We start from the raw sequence: 18,854 nt of genomic DNA on the forward strand, positions 1-18,854 counted from the left end.
GCGACCCCACTCGCACCGGCCAACCCTTGATCACCAAGCTCTCACATCACCCTGCGCAGCTGTTTGTCAGGGCTGCTCGGCTGCGGCGGTCAGGGTGGGGGTGATGTGGAGGTGGGTGTCGAGGCGGGTGAGGGCAAGAAGTCTGGCGAAACGGTGCGGGAGCGGGCCGGCCAGGGTGAGGGTGAGCGCGCGGTGTCCGGTGATGAGGACGCTGAGGAAAGTGGAGTCCGCGAAGGAGATCTGGCTGACGTCCACAATCACCCTGCCAGGCGCTCATGTGCGGCTCCTCGCAGTTCCTTGTCGAGCAAGGGGCTGGTGTGTGTATCGAATTCGCCGTGGCACAAGATGATCCGGATACCGTTCTCGTCCGGCATCCGCTGCACGATCGCCCCCATCCTCAGCTCCTTGCCTTTCCTCTCATGGCAGGCCGCGGCACAGCCTCGCGGCCCTCAGGGACCCGGCTACGCACCGCCGGGATGCAGAGGCGTTCCGGGGATTACGGGCGCGCGCCAGCCCAGTGCCTACTGTTCGCCACGGCTTCCCCACCGGCTGACCGGCGTACACCTCTGACGCCATGTCAGTAACACTATCCGGGCGCACGTTAGACGTCGGGCAGCCAGCCATTGGTGAAGTCGGAGCGTTCCCGTGCGCGCTGTGCCTTTTCTTCGAGGAGTCGGCGGAAGCCTGCCATGGCGTAGCGTTCGCCGGTGCTTGTTCTGGGTCCGGGGATGCCGGCCACGGTGGCCATGCACTGCTGGGGCTGGGTCTGCCAGCCGGTGACCTGGACCCGTAGCCGCATGCGCTCCGCGCGCCGGTGCAGTTCCAGGAGGTGGAGCAGGCCGTCGACGTTTATGGCCGTGATGGCGTGCAGGTCCACCAGGAGATCGCGTTCGTCCATGGTCACGCGGTCCAGAGCGCGCTGGAAGACTTCTCCCGCGCCCTCGTCGAGTTCCCCGGTGGCGCTGATCACCACCGCGCTGCGGCAGTGCTGGATGTCCACGTTGATCAAGGTGCTGCTCCCGTCACCCGAAGGCCCCGTACCCGCGGGCCCCCCATCCTTGCTCGGTCGGCGTAGGGCTGGCATGCGGCGCGCTGAAGCGCGTAGCGGCCCGGGTCCGTGTCCGGGGCACCGAGAGGAGGCGGACGGTGTGGGCGGGTCAACCCGCTCCAGAGCTTGGGGTCCTGGCGTCTGTTGCGGCACCGCCGCTCATGGCGCGGCCGGGCCCCGTGTGCGGCGGGGCACCACAGACGCCAGGACAAGAGGGGCCGGCCCCCGAATGCTCGGAGCCCAGGAAGCCGGGGTCATCCCCCGCATCCCCTTCAACGATCAGACACCCCCATAGGCAGCGCCTCACGCAGGCTTTTCCGTCGCTGGAGACTCCCTGGGAGACACCAGGCCCGATCCGGCACCACCCATGCCCGCCTTCCAGCCCCACGAGGGCGAGAGAAGCGGTTTCAGCCGTATCGGCGGTCATGGTCGAGGCGGGAACGCTGGACCACCCGCGACCGCAGCGGTCACCGTCGCCCCTGCCGTGGCCTTGCCGCTGAGCGACGCCGACACCTGCATCATTTGTCTGATATATACGTTTTATGTGGCGGGCTGCACTCAGGCAGTCCGCCGTCCTGAAAGGTGACACTCATGCCGGAAAAGTCGCAGGGTATGCAGGATGCCGCGGAGCAGGTCAGGAAGATCGAGTCCAACATCAAGTCTGCCCCCGAGGACTGGAGCAAGAAGCGGGAGACCACCGAACTCCTGCGCGAGCTCAAGTCGACGGTCGAGCAGCAGAGCCGCTGACACCCCGTCGCAGACCCCGCCGCAGCGCATGATCCCGGCATCCCCACCAAGGCCAGGTCCGGCCGCGGACGAGAGCGGCGCCCCCCGCGCTGCGCGCGGTGTGCCACCAGACGTCCCCGTCTCATCGTGCGTCTGAACGCGGCGGCGATCTCGAACGCGGTCTCCAGAACATGCTCGGCGTGACCAACGCCGAGATCCTCCCCTCTGGGGACCGCGACCGGGCTCGACCAGCCCCGCCACCCCGGCATCCCCGGATGGGTGCTGTCACCTTGTCGGGGTGAGGGTGGGATGATCTTCGGGTTGTCCGTCTGGGGAGGGACCTGTCGTGTCGTCTGTTGTGCCGTCGTACGCGAATCACCGCTACCCGGTGGAGATCATTTCGCATTGTGTGTGGCTGTACTTCCGCTTCCCGCTTAGCTTCCGTGAGGTCGAGGAGATGATGCTCGAGCGCGGGGTGATCGTCTCCTACGAGACGATCCGCCGCTGGTGTCGGAAGTTCGGCCAGGCCTACGCGAACGCGTTGCGCCGGCGGCGTCCACGACCCGGTGACAAGTGGCACCTCGACGAGGTCTTCGTCAAGATCGGCGGGGTGCACAAGTACTTGTGGCGGGCCGTGGACGCCCACGGCAATGTCCTGGACATCCTGGTCCAGAACCGGCGGGATAAGGCTGCGGCCAGGCGTTTCTTCCGGAAACTCCTCAAGCAGACCGAGCAGGTACCCCGGGTCATCGTCACCGACAAGCTGAATTCCTACGGGGCCGCGCACCGTGAGGTAATGCCCTCGGTGGAGCACCGTGCACACAAGGGGATCAACAACCGGGCGGAGAACTCCCACCAGCCCACCCGGCAGCGCGAACGCGCGATGAAAGGATTCCGCAGCCCCGGCGGAGCGCAGCGGCTCCTGTCCGCGTTCACCGGAATCTCACCCCACTTCCGGCCCCACCGCTATCTGATGACCGCCGGCCGGTACCGCTTCGAGATGAACGTCCGCTTCACCATCTGGAACCACATCACCGGCGTCGCCAGCCTGCCCGCCACGGCCTGAGCAGCGGGCCACGGAAGACCTCGGCACACCCTGACGCGCCATCAAACGATCACACCACCGACAACGTGACAGCGCCCCAGCGAGGGTGGCGGTGGGCCTTGTCACGTTGTCGGCTGCATGATCGCGTGATGGTGTGTCAGGTTGTGGTGGGGCCGGGGCGGGGCTGTGGTTCAGGCCGTGGCGGGCATGCCGGCGGCTCCGGTGATGTGGTTCCAGATCGTGACGCGGATCATCATTTCGAAGCGGTACCGGCCGGCGCTCATCAGATAGCGGTGGGGCCGGAAGTGGGGTGAGATTCCGGTGAACGCGGACAGGAACCGCTGCGCTCCGCCGGGGCTGCGGAATCCTTTCATCGCGCGTTCGCGCTGCCGGATGGGCTGGTGGGAGTTCTCCGCCCGGTTGTTGATCCCCTTGTGTGCACGGTGCTCGACCGAGGGCATCACCTCGCGGTGCGCGGCGCCGTAGGACTTGAGCTTGTCGGTGACGACCACCCGGGGCACCTGCCCGGTGGTGGTGAGGAGCCGGCGGAAGAAACGCGTGGCCGCAGCCTTGTCACGACGGCTCTGGACCAGGATGTCCAGGACGTTGCCGTCGGCGTCCACGGCCCGCCACAGGTACTTCTGCTCCCCGCGGATCTTGATGAAGACCTCGTCCAGGTGCCATTTGTCGCCCGGTTTCGGCCGCCTGCGGCGCAGGCTGTTCGCATACGCCTGCCCGAACTTCAGGCACCACCGGCGGATCGTCTCGTAGGAGACGACCACGCCCCGCTCGAGCATCATCTCCTCCACCTCCCGGTAGCTGAGGGGGAAGCGGAAGTACAGCCACACGCAGTGCGAAATGATCTCCACCGGGTAGCGGTGATTCGCGTACGACGGCACCCCAGATGACACGAACGGATCCCCTCCCCAGACGGACAACCCCAAGATCATCCCAGACCCCCACCGACAACGTGACAATGCCGCGTCGACGGCCCGCCACAAGTACTTCTGCTTCCCGCTGATCTCGATAAAGACCTCGTCGAGGTGCCATTTGTCGCCGGGCTTCGGGCGCCTGCGGCGCAGGGCGTTGGCGTAGGTCTGACCGAACTTCAGACACCAGCGGCGGACCGTCTCATAGGAGACGATGATGCCTCGCTCGAGCATCATCTCCTCGACCTCGCGGAAGGAGAGGGGGAAGCGGAAGTACAGCCACACACAGTGCGAAATGATCTCCACCGGGTACCGGTGATTCTTGTACGACGGCACCACAGACGGCACGAACCCCACCCCTCCCGGACACCGACAACCCGAAGATCATCCCAGACCGCCGGACAAGGTGACAGTGCCAGGCGGTATGCCCCATCGACTTCCCCGATGGGACTACCAGACCTTTCCGCATGCAGTTTACTGGAACAGCTCACATCAATAACGACATAAGGGAAGTTTTGAGATGGAGAATGTTACCGAGGATCAGATTCCGCAGGAATCGCTGGAGGGTGCCGCAGATGACTTTAATCATCTCGCTTCGTCGGGCTTCCACTCAGGAATTTGCAGCGTCTGCCTGCAGACGAGAAAATTCACCTTCACCACGAAGTGTCATTTCGACGCATGCTACCTCTGCCTGGCAACTTGGGCGTTCTACACGCCGCGCAGACCCGGTATGGAGGTTCCGTGCCCGAACTGCCGAAAGGGACTCTTCTACGACTCGGACGCTCCATCACTTCCAGTGCAGGAGAGTTTGACAGTCGGCGATCTTGAACAGATTGCGCAGACGCATTCCCATCACGATGGGTCCGACTTCGACGATTCCGGAGAAGGTTATATTGGTGGAAATAACTAGAATCCCATCTACCGGAAATCTAATTCTGTGTAGCTTTCCTCATCGGCGAGGTTTTCGGTCAGGGCCAAGCTATGTGCGGGTAGCTGCTCTGAGGGACATCGGAAGCGAAATTTGCAACATAAATTGAGGCCCTCCTATGGAATCTAGTACTGGTCCGGACCGGGTGGTTTATGTGGCAGCGCACGGCATGGACCCAGGAGGTCCTGGGACTTTCGTTCCCGAAGGAGTGACCGTCGCATTCTTTGCCAAGCCCCGTACGAGTCTTAGCGCTCTCGTCGGTATGCGCGTACTGGAGCTTCTCCATGATAAAGGGGAAGAGGAGTTCACTGGCACCGCTGACGGCAAGGTGAAAGTCCCCAACTATATCCTCGGATCCTTCTCCGATCTAAAATATGCCGCACGCATCCAGATCGGAAAGGTGGAAGCCGAGACGGCGAAGGTCGAGGCTCCACTTTGCTTCGTCGGCGGAAAATTTCTTCCCAGTCCCTCGCAGCTATGCACCGACCACGGGACGTGCCGCCCGCCTCGGCATCATTGCGCCGGAGTTTTCGGGCTCCTCGACGAGTTCAACCTTATTCGCATCTCCTGCTGTCGCCCGCGTCCGCAGGAGATCAGGCCGCATGACGCGGTCACGCGAGAGCTAGTGAGAGACCCTGACCCTGAAGCCTTCCGCAGTGCGCGGAAAACGGTGAGTGCATTCGAGAAGTTGATTTATGATGTCCAGAAGGATTCTGTGACCGATGATGAAGTAAAACTCGAGGCCGCTCGCGTCGCCTTTGAAAATTTTTCACCAAAGGATCAGGCGAGAACGCTGGGAGATTCGCTGATCGCTTCACTGTGGTATGAAATTCAGTGCGCCAGAGATCAGCGTGCCAGGGAGGGTGACTGGGGGCTCTACGTCTATTACGCGACGATGGATGGCGAGGTCAAGCGGCAAATTGTCCAGAATAAGAACCTGAAAGCCGCACTGGTAAAGTGCAGGCAGCAGGCAGACGCGCTGTCCGACAACACCAAGTGTCATAAATGGTTCGACAGCCTGCCCGCTCAAGATCAGCGCTGGGTCACCAAACTCAGCCCGGATGTCGAACGCTGGGCCAAGCCCATGTTCGCGTTCAACAGGATCCGAGATGCCGGCGTCTACGCCCTCTGGAACAAGGGACTGCCGATCAGTGCCTTCGCTGCACTCAAAGGTCTCACTCAGGGCGACCGGATCATCAAGGCCTACGCCGAGAGCGAGCCGGCGACCGTCGAGGTGTCCGGAGTCGGCGAGGCCTTCGTGACCCGCTGGAAGGACCCCAACACCGCAGACGCCGACCGCCAGGCCGACTGGGACATGCTGCGGGAGGAGGAACGAAGGGCCTTGAGCCAGCTCGTCCCGCAGACGGTCGCCGCGTGGCAGATGCGTGAGTACCTGCACGGTGCAATCGGTGCGCTTCCATCCCCCTGCATCCTGACTGCCTACCTGTGGTTGCTCCATCAGGAAGAGGGCGTCCAGGACGCAGCAGCACTCCACCCTGACTGGACCGACGTCATTGACAACGGGCTGGAGATCTTGGACCGCTGGGCCGATCAAGCCACCACCGACGCCCACCGACTGTCGGATTGGCAGACTTGGCCCGAACACGAGCGGGAAGCACTCAGCCAGCTGGCCCCAGACGCTGTCAATGCCTGGAAGACCCGGGCAGGAGTTCCCTGAGCTGGGTGTTTAGCCTCGACGGGGCGCTGTCACGTGATCGAGGGCGCGATCTGACTCCAGATCGTTCTCGCCCGGTGGTGGGGGGCCGGCGCAGGAAACGCCTGGCCGCACCTTGTCACGACGGTCTGCACCAGGATGTCGAGGACGTTTCCGTCGGCATCGACAGCCCGCCACAAGTACTTCCGCACTCCGCGGATCTTGATGAAGACCTCGTCCGGGTGCCACTTGTCACCAGGCTGCGGGCGCCGCCGTCGCAGACTGTTCGCGTACGACGGCGTGCTCAACGACACGAACGGCCCGCCCCCTGGAACCTCAGGTCCCAGTCTCCAGGTGCCCTGCGGAAGGAGATTGCCCAGCTCAAGCGGGCGAACGAGATCCTCAAGGCCGCCTCGGCCTTTTTCGCCCAGGAACTCGACACGACCCAGCGAAGGTACTGACGTTCCTCGACGAGCGTGATCACCTCGGTGCCGAGCCCGTATTCCGGGAACTGTCCATCCCCTCCTCCACCTACTACCGGTGGCGCCGGGCCGAGAAGGAGCCGTGCGAGCGACACCGCCGGGACGCCGAGCTGACCGGGCAGATCCGGCAGGTCCACGACGCCTCCGGCGGGATCTACGGCTCACCGCGCATGCACGCCGTACTCGGCACCTGATCCTGATCCCTACATGACAAATCTGTATGCCCGCCGACACGGCCTCCGCCTCGGACGGTGTCGCTATGTTCTCGCTGGTCACAGGTGCAATCCTCCATGATCGGAGTTACACCGTTTCTTTTGCAGTCCCCACGTGCTGCGTCGCGGCTGCGATGCTCGCCGACGCGCGGTGTCGTGCAAGGTGTCGGAACAGCAGACATGGGCGGTCCGGGTGGAGTCGGCCGAGACCCAGGCTGAGGCGGAGCGCCTGGAGGCGGTGCGGGCTGCCGCGCAGGAGCTGGCGGAACACGCGGCCGCGGCTGTGGCAGCCGCTGAGGGCGACGTGGAGGTGGTGAAGGAACGGCTGGGGACAGTGCGTGCGGCGAGCGCCGAGGCGGCGGCCGGTCTGCGGGAGGCTGGGCGGACGGCGGTGAAGGCGCGGGCGCGGGCGGAGGCTGCAGCTCGGCAGGTTGAGAAGCTCACGAGCTCCTGAGCCGGGGCAAGTCGAAGGGCGAGTGCGCGCAGGCGCCGAGGCCGGTGGCGCGCGTGGGCGGAGTCAAGGCGGCGGGCGTAGGGGACTTCCTTCGGTGCGTGCCGGGGTGGTCTTGGCGGGGTAGGCGCGGTACGTAGGGTTGCGGAGCGCGGTCAAAGCCGCGCGCATCAGCGGTGCTGGCGCCACCATTCACGCATTCACGACATGCCCGCGAAGAAGCAGGCCGAGGCCAAGGCGCCTGCCCGCAAGCAGCCCGCGAAGAAGACCACGGGCCGCAAGCCGCGCAGCGCGTAACAGGGCTCAGATCTTGGTCTGAACCGGGCTATGCCGTGCTGGGCTCACGTCATCGATTGCGGCCGGTCGGGGGAAGAAGGTAGCCCAGCCGGCCTCTGACCCATAACCTGGTGCCGTTCGTGACGTTGGGGCCTTTATGCCTCACTTCACCATTGCCCGCATCGCGTCGGGAGCAGTCCTGGCCGGTGCCCTTGCGCTGACATCGACTTCCGTTGCCCAAGCTGCTCCCACCGGCGAACGTTCCACTGGGAGCGCTCTGGCCAGTCCGCTCGGAGTGGACAACCTGCTGTCGCTCCGTTTCCTCACACCGACGGTCCGCGATGCCAAGCGCCAGGTGACCGGTCTCATTTCTGGGCTGTCACCAGCTCCCATCGGTGCTACTGGCCTCGGACGACTGCTCAACTAGAGCTGCCGATCACTGATCGGAGTCACTCCGCCGTCACATTGACTCCCGCCTTCGCTCTTGAATGCACTTTGAGCGGTTTCTAGGCAGCCAGCATGGGGCGAGCCTCGAGGATCGGGGCCCACATCGGGCCATTGCGGGCAGGTCCAGAGACTGCCCGAGTCGCGGGAAGCTACGGGCCCCGGTCCCTCACGATCGCCGACCGGGATGTCCGCCGCCAGCAGCGGCTGGTCCGCGCCGCCCGCTTTCCCCGCCCCAAGCGGCTCGAAGACTTCGACTACGAGAAGAACCCCACGTCAGCCCCGAGGTCGTCGCCGATCTCCAGTCTCCGTCCTGGGTCCAGCAGGGCCGCCCGCTGGTCCTCATCGGGGACTCGGGCACCGGCAAGTCCCACCTGCTGATCGGGGTCGGCACCGCGATCGCCGAAGCCGGCCTGTCCGTCCGTTACACGACCACGTCCGCGCTGGTCAACGGGCTTGCAGCGACCAGGCCGAGGAGGACGGGAAGGAGTTCGTGATCGGCTTTGGGCCGCAGACCCGCCCTGGCCACCTCGCGCAGGACGTCGCGGACGCGAGCATCGGAGAACGTGGGAACGTCGTCGCCGGGCGGAAGCCCGTTCCAGCGCAAGGCATGCCAGGTGCCGCCGGTCTCGAAGTACACCTCCCGGCAGTCCCGGGGGTCCCGGTGGATCGCCCGCTTCCCCCGATGGCGGCCGGTGCGGGCGGACGGCAGGCCCCGGTGCGGCTCCAGCACCGGTTCGCCGGCCCCGTACCAGAGCCCGCCGACTTTCACCCCGCGACGGCGGTCGATGGCGACGAAGTGGACGGGCAGCAGCTCGTAGTACAGCTCCGGGCGCGGGATCTCCAGGGAGATCCCGTCCCGTGCGGCGGCCGCGGCGAACAGGGTGTTCGGGCTGTGCCGTCCGCCCGGATCCCAGGGCGGCGCGTACTGCTCCAGGCGCCGGTTCTGCCACAACTCGACGATCCAGGTGGCGAGCAGGTGCTCCATCTCGCGCACCGTCCACACCGCGTCGCCTTCCGGATCAGCCCCTCGGTCGGCGACATCGACGCCCGGGTAGCCGAGAAGGAGTTCCAACAGGAGCGACTGGATCCCGGCGAACGCGCGCTCGCAGGCGGCCTTGTCGGTGGGACGCATCATCCGGGCTGGCAGCAGGTCGACCCCGAGGGTCCGGGCCACCTGGACCAGGTGGTGGTTCTTGTAGACGGAGCCGTGGTCACTGGTCACTGTCTCCGGCGCGAAGAACGGGCGGGCGGCGACCGGGTGCCCGGCGAGTTCGGCGACCAGGGCAGCCGGAACTCCCGGATAGGGCCACTCCATTTCCGGTCCCCACCTGGGCCGCATCGGCAGCGGCAGCAGCACATCCCGCAGCAACATCGCCACCTCCACCGATGAGTCGGAGACCGGTGTCAGTCGGAAGGCGACGAGGGAATGGGTGCAGGCGTCGAGCGCGAGCGTGAGGTGGACTTCGATCGGCTCGCCGAACACGTCGTCGAGGACCTTCACCGGCAGCGGCGTCGTATCCAGCGCGACCACCTGGCCCGGCCGGCTGACCACCACCCTGCCCCATCCCGTCTCCACTGCCGCCGCCGAGCGCACGTACCGCTGGCGGGCACCGTCGGACCCGAACCACTCCCGCCACACCTTCATCAGCGTCGTGTAGTGCGGGACCACTACCTCTTTCCCGGGGAACTTCTCCCGCACGTACTGGTGGACCAGCCGCTCCCGGGTCTTCATGCTCAGCTTCGAGCGGTGCAACGACTCGGCGTGCACTGCCCGGATCGCCTCCGCGACTTCCTCGGTGATCGCCCGGTGCCCGGTCGGCGCCGGCGTCCACCGTCCGTCCGCCATCCCGATCAACCCATGCTCGGCGTACCGAGCGGCCATCCGCTTCAGCGTGCGCTCGCTGACCGAAGCAAGACCCAGGTGCCTGGCCTCCTGGCGTCCCATGGCCTCCAGCTCAGCCACCTTCGCCCGGCGACGCTCCCCCAAGGACGTAAGAGCCGGGTCGTATGCAGGTCGCGGCTCACCCGGCAGGGCCCAGTACCGGCTGCCGCTGCGGTACCCCGTCTCCACTTCGAGCAGGTGCGCCGCTCGAAGCCTCGCTTGCTCAAGCTGAACGCCGTCCAAGTCTTCTCGACGCGGCTGCTGCCCTTCTGCACTCACACCATCCTCCCGGCGGGATAGACCCAGGTGGCGTCTGCAAGCGGTTGTGCCAAGTCCATGGCCAGCCGCCGGTGCCACAGCAGATGCACGGCGTACGCACGAGCGGCCGCCGGCACCGACGTCGCCGCGACCAGATCCCCGAACAGCCGAGGGCGTTCACCAACCAGGTCGAGGACTTGACCCTGGAGATCAAGAGGGTCGGCCATCGGGCGACGCCGCGCGGACAGCGCGTCGAGCCCAGCGCCCACCTGACGGCGCCACCCCGCCACCACCACGTACCGCCACCCCGCCGCGGCCGCGGCCACCGCTGACGCGGCGAACTTCACCGCATCCCGTTCCTTGATCAGATGACCAGGGCGGACATCGATGAGAATCGCCGTCCCCGGCAGGATCGCCAGGAAGTCCGGCGTGTGGTCCATCCAGCCGCCATCGACGGAGAACCGAAGCTTGAACGGCTGGGACAGCACCTCCTCCATCCCGCCGATGAAGTCCTAGGCCAGGAGAAGACGGCGCTCGGCGAGACTTTCGAACCCATGCATGCGGCCCGTGGCCTGGACATACTGCAGGCCGGGACGGTTCCGCTGCCCGGCACGCCACGTGAACCCGCGCACTGGGACCGAGGCCAGGGCGGGCCTACTGCTGAGGTCCCGAACCGAGCACACCACCTGGGCTCCCGACGTCTTCCACGTCACCGTCCACCGCCGGGTCCATCCAGGACGCGTATCCAGGCATCCGGAAGCAGCCGGCTCAACGCCACGGGGCAAATCAAGATCGTCAAGGGTGCAGAGGTGCGACCACACGGGCCGGGGTCCAGGATCTCGTGGCTCGACTGCTGAGTCCATGCAGCCAGCACAGCAGACCCGGGATGGCCTGCACAGGGATTCTCGCGAAGTCATCGCAGGTAGAGGCAGGCGTCGTCATCCCGCGGGCCAACTACAACGCTAAAGGGCCAACTAGAACGCTAAGTCTCAATCCGACTCGTGTGACTTAGCGCTGCAGTTGGCCCCGATGGACAACTAGAACGCTAAATCACGGACACCGTTGACCTGCGGAAATGCCACAGAGGGCTGATGTGGGCGGTCCATGCTCAGGAAGTCGCCGGCGGAGGCAAGGTTGGCGGTCAGGGCGTCGGGGAGGCCTCCGTGAGTGACATCCAGTCGCGGACCGTCTCCTGGTGCGAACCGTTCACCGTGCTCGCGGCCACTGCCTCGGCTTGCTCGATGGAGCATGGCGCTCCTGCGCGGGTGAGCAGGACCAGTGGCCACCCGGGGCCCGTGCCGACTGGCTCGCCATCGAAGGGCGTCCACTCCCAGGGGCCGTCGAACTGCCATGCCCGTCCAGTGGCGTCGGAGACCTCGTCGCCCAGGTCGAGGTGGGCGTAGGGCCGCATCAACAGTTCAAAGTCGAACGGTATCCCGTCGTCGGGATGAATGGTGTATCCCGAGCCGTCGAGATGGCTCCCGTCCGGAAACTCGCGGTAGGACACGCCGCGGCGCAGCACCGCCACCGTCTGTCGCGGGCGGGGCAACCAGCCCGTCTCACGGGGCGGGTCATGCCGATCGACGGCCGTCACGTGGACCACGGTCGGGGGCACTCCAACCCGACAGATGTCGCCTGCCTTCAGATGTTGGGGCAGCGGTTCGGTACGGAACAGTTCCGCCTGCACGTCAGGCGCGACATGCTTGCCAGTGTCCACGCCCAGGGCAACGACGCCGTTCCAGTGGATGAAGTCGCTGTCGCTGTCGATTTCCCACCAGGGCCAGCGCACAGACACGGTGCCCCAGGTCACGCCCTGCTCGACTCTGGCCGGCGTGAAGGGACAGGCGATCGACAACACGTCGCCGACCCGGAAGTCCCGCGCATCCGCATCCATCATCGGGCCAGGGTAGAGGGGGCCTCTTCGCGTTTCTCCGGCGCCTACCCGCCGGGCTGACCCGGGCGTGGGGCCGAGCACGATGCGCACCGGGGCCAAGTACAGCGCTAAGTCACAACTCGCCGCCGATGGACCAACCAACTGGCTTGTTCGAATATGTGTTCGTTACGTTGGCAGAAGAGATTCGGCCAGGTCGGCTGAAACAGGCGACGGCTGGAGGTGCCCCATGGACTGTGGCGTCCACCTGCACGTCGCCAGCGGCTACTCGGCCCGCTACGGCGCCTCACACCCTGTTGACCTGGTGCGACGTGCCGCCGAGCGCGAGATCGGCATGCTCGCGCTCACCGACCGGGACACCGTCGCTGGCACTGTCCGCTTCGCCAAGGCCGCCGCAGCCGCCGGCATCCGACCGATCTTTGGTGTCGACGTCGCAGTCGCACCCTGGACACCGCCGCACCCAGCCGCCACCCGCCCCCGGACTCCGGATCGCGGTGGCGCTCACGTGGTGGAGCCGAAGCTACGGGTGACGCTGCTGGCGCAGCACGCCGCGGGGTGGGCGCGGCTGTGCCGTCTGGTCTCCGCCGCGCATGCAGGTGCGGCTGGCGGCCCGCCAGTGGTGCCCTGGGAGACCCTCGCCACGTACGCGGACAAGGGCCTGACAGTGATGCTGGGGCCGTCGTCCGAACCGGTGCGCGCGTTGACGGCCGGGCGGCCGGACCTCGCCGAGCAGCTGATCGCGCCCTGGCGCGAGCTGGTCGGCGCTGGTCTGCGGCTGGAGGCGGTGTCGTGGGGGCTGTCCGGTACGGGGCCGGGTTCGCTGCGGCTGGCCGCCCGCACGATCGGCCTCGCCGACCAGCTCGGCATCCCGGCGGTCCTGACCAACGCGGTCCGCTACGCCGACGCCGGCCAGCACAAGATCGCCGACGTCCTGGACTCAGCCCGGCTGCTGCGTCCGATCGACCGGCGCCGCCTCGACTGCGGCGAGCGCTGGCTGAAGGGACCGGCCGCATTGGCGGAGGCCGCCGAGCAGATCGCTGAAGCTGCGGGAGCAGGCAGCGGCCGCGCCGCCGCGCTCCTGGCCGAGACGGCCCGGACAGCGGAGGCGTGCGTCGTGGACCCTCGTGCCGACCTCGGTATGGGCCGGCCTCACTTTCCTGAGCCCACGGTCGTAGGCGCCGCCGCGACACCGGGCGGGGCGATGGAGCTGCTGAGGCGCCGGTGTGAGGCCGGCATGTTCGCGCGCGGCCTCGACAGTGACCGGCGGGCTGTCGGCCAGCTGGAGTACGAGCTCGGCGTCATCGGCCAGCTCGGGTTCGAGCCGTACTTTTTGGCGGTCGCCCAGGTCGTCACGGACATCCGAGCGATGGGCATTCGGGTCGCGGCCCGTGGGTCCGGGGCCGGCTCGATGGTCAACCACAGTCTCTTCGTGGCCACCGCGAACCCGCTCACCCACAACCTGCTCTTCGAGCGCTTCCTCTCCGTTCGCCGGTCCTCGATGCCGGACATCGACCTCGACGTCGAGTCCGCGCGCCGGCTGGAGGTGTACGACCGGATCATCGAGCGCTTCGGCGCGGAGCGGGTTGCCGGAGACCTACCGGGCCCGCCACGCCCTGCGCGACACCGGCCTCGCGCTCGGTCTGGCCCCGCAGGCCGTCGACATGGTCGCGAAGTCGTTCCCGCACATCCGGGCCTGCGACATCCGCGGCGCCCTCGCCGAGCTCCCCGAGCTGAAGAAGCTGTCCGCCGAGGCCGGCTCGTACGGCCCGCTGTGGGAGCTTGCCGAGGGTCTCGATGCCCTGCCGCGCGGCTACGCCATGCACCCGTGCGGCGTCATCATCTCCAACTCCTCGCTCCTGGACCGGCTGCCGGTGCAGCCCACCCCGGCCGGGCAGTACCCAATGGTCCAAGCCGACAAGCACGACGTCGAAGACCTCGGGCTCGTGAAACTCGACGTGCTCGGCGTGCGCATGCAGTCGGCGATGGCGCACGCCGTCACCGAGATCCGCCGCACCACCGGCCGCCAGCTCGACCTCGACAACCCCGACCACGTACCTCTGGACGACCGCGGAGCCTTCGCTCTCATCTGCGCCAGCGACACCGTGGGCATGTTCCAGCTGGAGTCCCCCGGCCAGCAAGACCTAGTCGGCCGGCTCCAGCCGCGCGGCGTCCAGGACGTCATTGCCGACATCAGCCTGTTCCGTCCGGGCCCGGTCAAGGGCGGCATGCCCGCCCTCTACATCGCCGCCCGCCACGGCGCCGCACCCCACTACCCCCACCCCGACCTCGAACCGGTACTCGCCGACACCTACGGCGTGACCATCTGGCACGAGCAGATCATCGGCATCTTCGCGGTGATGACCGGCTGCGACCGCGCCCTCGGCGAAGTTGCCCGCCGCGCCCTCGCCGACCCCGAACGGCTGCCCAGGGTCGAGGGCTGGTTCCGCCGCGAAGCCGGCGACCGCGGGTACTCCCCCGCGGTCCTGGAGGAGGTGTGGGAGATCGTCGCGGCGTTCGGCGCGTACGGGTTCTGCCGCGCGCACGCCGTCGCCTTCGCCGTGCCCGCCCTCCAGTCGGCCTGGCTCAAGGCCCACCACCCCGCGGCCCTCTATGCCGGGCTGCTGGAGCACGACCCCGGGATGTGGCCGGCCCGGGTGATCGTCTCCGACGCCCGTCGCCACGGCGTGCCCGTCCTGCCTATCGACATCAACCGATCCGCACCTGACTACCGCATCGAGCAGACCGAGACCGGCGCGTGGGCGGTGCGGATGTCGCTGGCCTCGGTGAAGGGGATCTCGGGCCTTGACCCCGGATTTTGAACACGTCTATGCGGCTTGGGTCAGGGTAGTTGCAGCTGGCTGGAGGTCGTTCTCGTAGGCGATCGGGGACCGGTAGCCGAGGCGGGAGTGTCGGCGGCGGGTGTTGTATCGGGTCAGCCAGCGGAACGCGTCCAGCCTGGCCTCGCGCTCGCTCGACCAGGCTTTGCGGCCTTTGAGTGTCTCCCTCTTGAAGGCGGCGTTGAAGCTTTCTGCGGCTGCGTTGTCGGCGCTGGATCCGATCGCGCCCATGCTCTGCCGGACCCCGGCTGACCTGCAGATTTCAGCGAAGGCCCTGCTCGAATATTGGGATCCGTGGTCCGTGTGCATGATCGCTCCGGCCAGGTTTCCACGGGTCCGCTCGGCTGCCGCCAGGGCGTCGATGACGAGTTCGGTTCGCATGTGATCGGCGATCGCCCACCCGGCCAGCCGGCGCGAGCACAAGTCGATGACGGTCGCGAGGTAGAGCGGCTTCGCGCCGCTGACCGGCAGGTATGTGATGTCGCCGACGTATTTTCTGTTGACGTCGGCTGCGGTGAAGTCGCGTCCGATCAGGTCCGGTGCCTTCGACGCGGCTTGGTCCGCGACGGTGGTGCGGTGCCGGCGGCGCAACCGGACTCCCTCGAGCCCGATGGTCCGCATGATCCTGGCGACCCGCTTGTGGTTGACCACCGGACCCTCCTCGTCGCGGAGTTCCGCGGTGATTCTGGGGGCTCCGTAGGTGCCGTCGGAGTCCTGGTGGATCTTGCGTATCCGGGCCGCGAGCCCGGCCTCGACGCTCTGCCTGGCCGCTCTCGCGGCCGCGGTGCGACGCCAGTAGTAAAAGCTCGACCGGGCCAGGCCGAGGATGTCGCAGAGCCGCTTCACGCCGTGACGGCGCTGGTGATCGTCAACGAACTGGTAGCGGTTCACCAGCGCGTCTCCGTCGCGAAATACCGGGCCGCCTTGCGGAGAATGTCCCGTTCTTCCTCGAGCTCGCGGATCCTCTTGCGGGCGGCGGCCAGCTCCGCCTGAACGGCGTCGCCGACGGCCTGCGAGGCGGCCGGCGGTGCGGAGTGGGCGCCAGGTCGGCGGCCGTCGGCGGCCCGGATCCAGTTCCTCAGCGTCTCGGTGTTCACCCCGAGATCAGCGGCGACCGACTTGATCGTCGCTCCCGGCCTCGACCGGTACAACGCGACCGCGTCCGCCTTGAACTCGGCGGGATAGTGCTTCATCCCCACAGGGACTCCGTTCTCCTGGACCATCAAGATCCAAGTGTCTCCGGTGTCCAAAACCTGGGGTCAAGGTCCCTCCGAGGAGCAGGTCGCCCGGATCGCCGCCGGGCAGCCGTACAACGGTGTCCAAGACGTCTGGACGCGCGCTCGCCCGGCACTGCCGATCGCCGAGCGCCTCATCCAGATCGGCGCCCTCGACCCGCTGCGCGGCCCGCTCACCCGCCGCGACCTGCTCCTGCAGACCGCCGAGCTCCACCGCCACACCCTGGCCCGGCCCGCCACCGGGCAACTGCCTCTCGACGGCGAGCTCGTCACCGCCGCGCCGTCGGGGCTTCCGGAGATGACCAGCCGGGAGACGCTGGACGCCGAGCTGCACATCCTGAAGATCGACGTGTCCCAGCACCTGATGGAGCACCACCACCGGCTGCTCCGCGAGGTCGGCGCCACCGACTCCGCCCACCTCAAATCGCTGCACCCCGGGCAGCAAGTGCTCGTCGCCGGCGTCCGCGCCTCCACCCAGACACCCCCGATCCCTTCTGGGAAGCGCGTCATCTTCGTCACGCTCGAGGACGGCTTCGGGCTCGTCGACATCGCGTTCTTCGACGACAGCCACGACGCCGTCGCCCACACGGTCTTCCACTGCGGACTCCTCCTGGTTCGCGGCACCGTCGAGGCCCGCGGACCGCGACGCACCGTCGTCGGCCAGATGGTCTGGAACCTCGACGAGCTCTCCGCCGCCCGCCGCGACCACGGACCCGAAGCCGTCCTCGCCCTCCTCGGCCAGACCACGCCCGCCCGCACGCCAGCGCAGCCGTCGCGGAGCCTCGCCAACGGGACCAGCGGAGCCCGCCTGCACCCATACGCAGACCTCCAGCCCGCTGGCACCCGCGCCGCCGACCTCAAAGCCCTCGGCTACACCAGCCCCGGATCGGCCGGGTGAGCACCATGACCGAACGCCGGATCCTCCACGCTCACTTCCATTTGCCCCAGGGCGCGCGACCAGACCTGTTTGAGCGCCTCCTCGCGCTCGCTGAGGGGCTCACCCCGCGGGTCCAGGCAATCCCGCCGGACGCCGCGCACCTCGATATCACCGGCTCGCTACGCTACTGGCAGCGCGATGCGGCGGGCCTGGCTGCGCTTCTGCGGATGCGGACCATGGCCCTGTACGGGGTGCAGAGCACGTGCGCGATCGCCCCGACCCGGATGCTGGCGACGATGGCGGCCGCCGTGACCCCGCCCGGCGCCACCACCGTCATCGAGGCCGACGAGGTCCGGACGTGGCTGCGGCCGCGCCCGGTCGCGGCCCTCTACGGCGTCGGCCCCGCCACCGCGGCCAAGCTGCGTACGTACGGTCTGCACACCATCGGCGACCTCGCCGACGCACCCCTGCCCGCGCTGACCCGGATCTTCGGCGCCGCCACCGGCCGCTCCCTCCACGCCCACGCCCACGGCCACGACCTGCGCACCGTCCAGCCCCAGCCGGTCGCCAAGTCGGTGGGCGCGGAGCGGAGCTACGACATGGACGTCCTGGACCCCGTGGAGCACCGCAGGAGTCTGCTGGAGCTCGCCGAGGAACTCGGAGCCCGGCTCCGCGACGAACACCAGGCCACCGGGAACCTCGCCCTGTCCGTCCGGTACGCCGACCGCTCCACGAGCTCGCGCAGCCGTACGCTGCCCGAACCCACCGCCCACACCCGACCGCTCGCCACCACCGCCTACGAGCTGTACGGCCTCCTCGCACTCCAGCGCGCCCGCGTCCGCTCCATCAGCCTGCGCGCACAAGACCTCCGGCCCGAAACCGAGGCCGCGGAGCAGCTCACCCTGGACCCCGCCGACGACCGCGCCCGCGCGCTCGAGGCAGTCACCGACCGCGCCCGCGCCCGCTACGGGCACGGCACCATCCGCCCCGCCGCTCTCGCCGCCACGAGCGGCCGACGGCCGGGCGCACCACCCACGAGAGGACCCCGCTCATGACCACCCCCGCCCCTGCGCCGCGCCCGGGAATCGCGACTTGGAATCCCGACCAGGCCGGACCATGCCGGCGCTGCCAGAGAACATGCGCGAGATACGGAATCGGGGGGAACCCGCTCTGCCAGGAGTGCCGAGTCCTGGTGTTCGCGGCCCAGCAGAAGCCGGCGCACTCGGGATCTTGACGCGGGATGTGGCCGTACCTGTTCCGCCGCCCCGGCGGCGGCGGGGGAGGCTGGTGGTGCCAGGCGCGGAGCGGCGGTGAAGGAGGCCATCCCGAGTGGTCAACCGCCGGCGCCCGGCGGCGCGGCAACTCGCGGCCCGCGTCAGGCCCGGGAGAGGAGCTCGTCGTACTCCACGTCCGACAGGTCGGTGGCCTGTACGTAGATCCCGACGCCGTCGAGCTGGTTCTTCAGGGTGTAGCTGGAGGAGTGCACCATCTTCAGCTTGATCTTGGTGCCCTCAGGGCACCAGGAGATCAGTGCGATCTTGATCCGCTTGCCCTCGCCTTCGGCCTTGGTGAAGGTGAAGTCGTACGCCACGAACCGGGGCTCGTCTGCGGGAAGGTTCTCCAGGAGTCGTCGTGCGTCCACGTTCCGCTGGAGTCGGGAACGATCGCGCTCAGGT

At 67.6% G+C, this 18,854-nt stretch carries 16 protein-coding genes and 4 pseudogenes; 9 read left to right on the top strand and 11 right to left on the bottom strand.

Annotated features, from left to right (window positions below):
• Positions 1-66 precede the first annotated feature (66 nt).
• The 3 genes from OG435_RS00585 to OG435_RS00595 form a co-directional block, all read right to left on the bottom strand.
• The gene (locus tag OG435_RS00585; RefSeq protein ID WP_266874750.1) at positions 67-255 is read right to left on the bottom strand and encodes a hypothetical protein; all 189 of its coding nucleotides are present in this window, start codon (positions 253-255) and stop codon (positions 67-69) included.
• Between the two features lie 2 nt (positions 256-257).
• Entirely contained in the window at positions 258-395 is a 138-nt protein-coding gene (locus OG435_RS00590; protein ID WP_266874751.1) for a hypothetical protein, read from the bottom strand.
• A 206-nt stretch (positions 396-601) separates the two neighbouring features.
• Positions 602-1,000, bottom strand: a complete 399-nt coding sequence (locus OG435_RS00595) for an STAS domain-containing protein (RefSeq protein WP_266881484.1) — start codon at positions 998-1,000, stop codon at positions 602-604.
• 639 nt (positions 1,001-1,639) lie between these two features.
• On the opposite strand from OG435_RS00595, the gene OG435_RS00600 reads away from it, so the two are divergent.
• Both OG435_RS00600 and OG435_RS00605 read left to right on the top strand, forming a co-directional pair.
• A complete protein-coding gene (locus OG435_RS00600; RefSeq protein WP_266874752.1) occupies positions 1,640-1,795 on the top strand; it encodes a hypothetical protein in 156 nt (51 codons plus the stop codon).
• Between the two features lie 325 nt (positions 1,796-2,120).
• The gene (locus OG435_RS00605; protein WP_266874753.1) at positions 2,121-2,840 is read left to right on the top strand and encodes an IS6 family transposase; all 720 of its coding nucleotides are present in this window, start codon (positions 2,121-2,123) and stop codon (positions 2,838-2,840) included.
• A 170-nt stretch (positions 2,841-3,010) separates the two neighbouring features.
• On the opposite strand, the gene OG435_RS00610 is transcribed toward OG435_RS00605, so the two are convergent.
• On the bottom strand, positions 3,011-3,769 hold the full coding sequence (locus OG435_RS00610) for an IS6 family transposase (RefSeq protein WP_430625737.1): 759 nt from the start codon (positions 3,767-3,769) through the stop codon (positions 3,011-3,013).
• A 33-nt stretch (positions 3,770-3,802) separates the two neighbouring features.
• Positions 3,803-4,096: pseudogene (locus tag OG435_RS00615) on the bottom strand (IS6 family transposase); the annotation flags it as partial.
• 172 nt (positions 4,097-4,268) lie between these two features.
• On the opposite strand from OG435_RS00615, the gene OG435_RS00620 reads away from it, so the two are divergent.
• Positions 4,269-4,658 (top strand): hypothetical protein, encoded by a 390-nt coding sequence (locus OG435_RS00620; RefSeq protein ID WP_266874754.1) that lies wholly within the window; start codon positions 4,269-4,271, stop codon positions 4,656-4,658.
• A gap of 280 nt (positions 4,659-4,938) precedes the next feature.
• Positions 4,939-6,354 carry a hypothetical protein gene (locus OG435_RS00625; protein WP_266874755.1) on the top strand — a complete coding sequence of 472 codons (1,416 nt, stop codon included), beginning with the start codon at positions 4,939-4,941 and terminating at the stop codon, positions 6,352-6,354.
• Between the two features lie 122 nt (positions 6,355-6,476).
• Here OG435_RS00625 and OG435_RS00630 read toward each other — a convergent pair.
• A pseudogene (locus OG435_RS00630) lies at positions 6,477-6,608 on the bottom strand (DDE-type integrase/transposase/recombinase); the annotation flags it as partial.
• A 531-nt stretch (positions 6,609-7,139) separates the two neighbouring features.
• On the opposite strand from OG435_RS00630, the gene OG435_RS00635 reads away from it, so the two are divergent.
• Both OG435_RS00635 and OG435_RS50310 read left to right on the top strand, forming a co-directional pair.
• Positions 7,140-7,478, top strand: coding sequence for a hypothetical protein (locus OG435_RS00635; RefSeq protein ID WP_266874756.1), 339 nt, complete (start codon positions 7,140-7,142; stop codon positions 7,476-7,478).
• 761 nt (positions 7,479-8,239) lie between these two features.
• On the top strand, positions 8,240-8,692 hold the full coding sequence (locus tag OG435_RS50310; RefSeq protein ID WP_353962767.1) for an ATP-binding protein: 453 nt from the start codon (positions 8,240-8,242) through the stop codon (positions 8,690-8,692).
• Here the strand turns inward: OG435_RS50310 and OG435_RS00640 are convergent.
• The 3 genes from OG435_RS00640 to OG435_RS00650 all read right to left on the bottom strand — a co-directional run bounded on the left by OG435_RS00640 (position 8,620) and on the right by OG435_RS00650 (position 12,235).
• A complete protein-coding gene (locus tag OG435_RS00640) occupies positions 8,620-10,161 on the bottom strand; it encodes a hypothetical protein (RefSeq protein WP_266874757.1) in 1,542 nt (513 codons plus the stop codon). The genes OG435_RS50310 and OG435_RS00640 overlap by 73 nt on opposite strands.
• 194 nt (positions 10,162-10,355) lie before the next feature.
• Positions 10,356-10,835 carry a hypothetical protein gene (locus OG435_RS00645; protein ID WP_266874758.1) on the bottom strand — a complete coding sequence of 160 codons (480 nt, stop codon included), beginning with the start codon at positions 10,833-10,835 and terminating at the stop codon, positions 10,356-10,358.
• Positions 10,836-11,479: 644 nt separating this feature from the next.
• Entirely contained in the window at positions 11,480-12,235 is a 756-nt protein-coding gene (locus tag OG435_RS00650; protein ID WP_266874759.1) for a hypothetical protein, read from the bottom strand.
• Positions 12,236-12,458: 223 nt separating this feature from the next.
• On the opposite strand from OG435_RS00650, the pseudogene dnaE reads away from it, so the two are divergent.
• A pseudogene (gene dnaE, locus OG435_RS00655) lies at positions 12,459-15,027 on the top strand (DNA polymerase III subunit alpha); the annotation flags it as partial.
• 27 nt (positions 15,028-15,054) lie between these two features.
• Here the strand turns inward: dnaE and OG435_RS00660 are convergent.
• Positions 15,055-16,265, bottom strand: a protein-coding gene (locus tag OG435_RS00660) for an IS3 family transposase (RefSeq protein ID WP_266874760.1) whose coding sequence is annotated in 2 segments (ribosomal slippage) — positions 15,055-15,974 and positions 15,974-16,265 — 1,212 coding nt in all. Because the reading frame shifts where the segments join, the coding sequence is not laid out codon by codon here.
• Positions 16,266-16,329: 64 nt separating this feature from the next.
• Between OG435_RS00660 and OG435_RS00665 the strand changes: the two are divergent.
• Both OG435_RS00665 and OG435_RS00670 read left to right on the top strand, forming a co-directional pair.
• Positions 16,330-17,199, top strand: a pseudogene (locus OG435_RS00665) (DNA polymerase III subunit alpha); the annotation flags it as partial.
• Positions 17,200-17,204: 5 nt separating this feature from the next.
• Positions 17,205-18,233, top strand: a complete 1,029-nt coding sequence (locus tag OG435_RS00670; RefSeq protein ID WP_266881486.1) for a DNA polymerase Y family protein — start codon at positions 17,205-17,207, stop codon at positions 18,231-18,233.
• Between the two features lie 320 nt (positions 18,234-18,553).
• Here the strand turns inward: OG435_RS00670 and OG435_RS00675 are convergent, their stop codons facing one another.
• The gene (locus tag OG435_RS00675; protein ID WP_266874761.1) at positions 18,554-18,820 is read right to left on the bottom strand and encodes a hypothetical protein; all 267 of its coding nucleotides are present in this window, start codon (positions 18,818-18,820) and stop codon (positions 18,554-18,556) included.
• Positions 18,821-18,854: the final 34 nt, after the last annotated feature.

The sequence above is a fragment of the Streptomyces sp. NBC_01264 genome (genome assembly GCF_026340675.1).
Classification (GTDB): domain Bacteria; phylum Actinomycetota; class Actinomycetes; order Streptomycetales; family Streptomycetaceae; genus Streptomyces.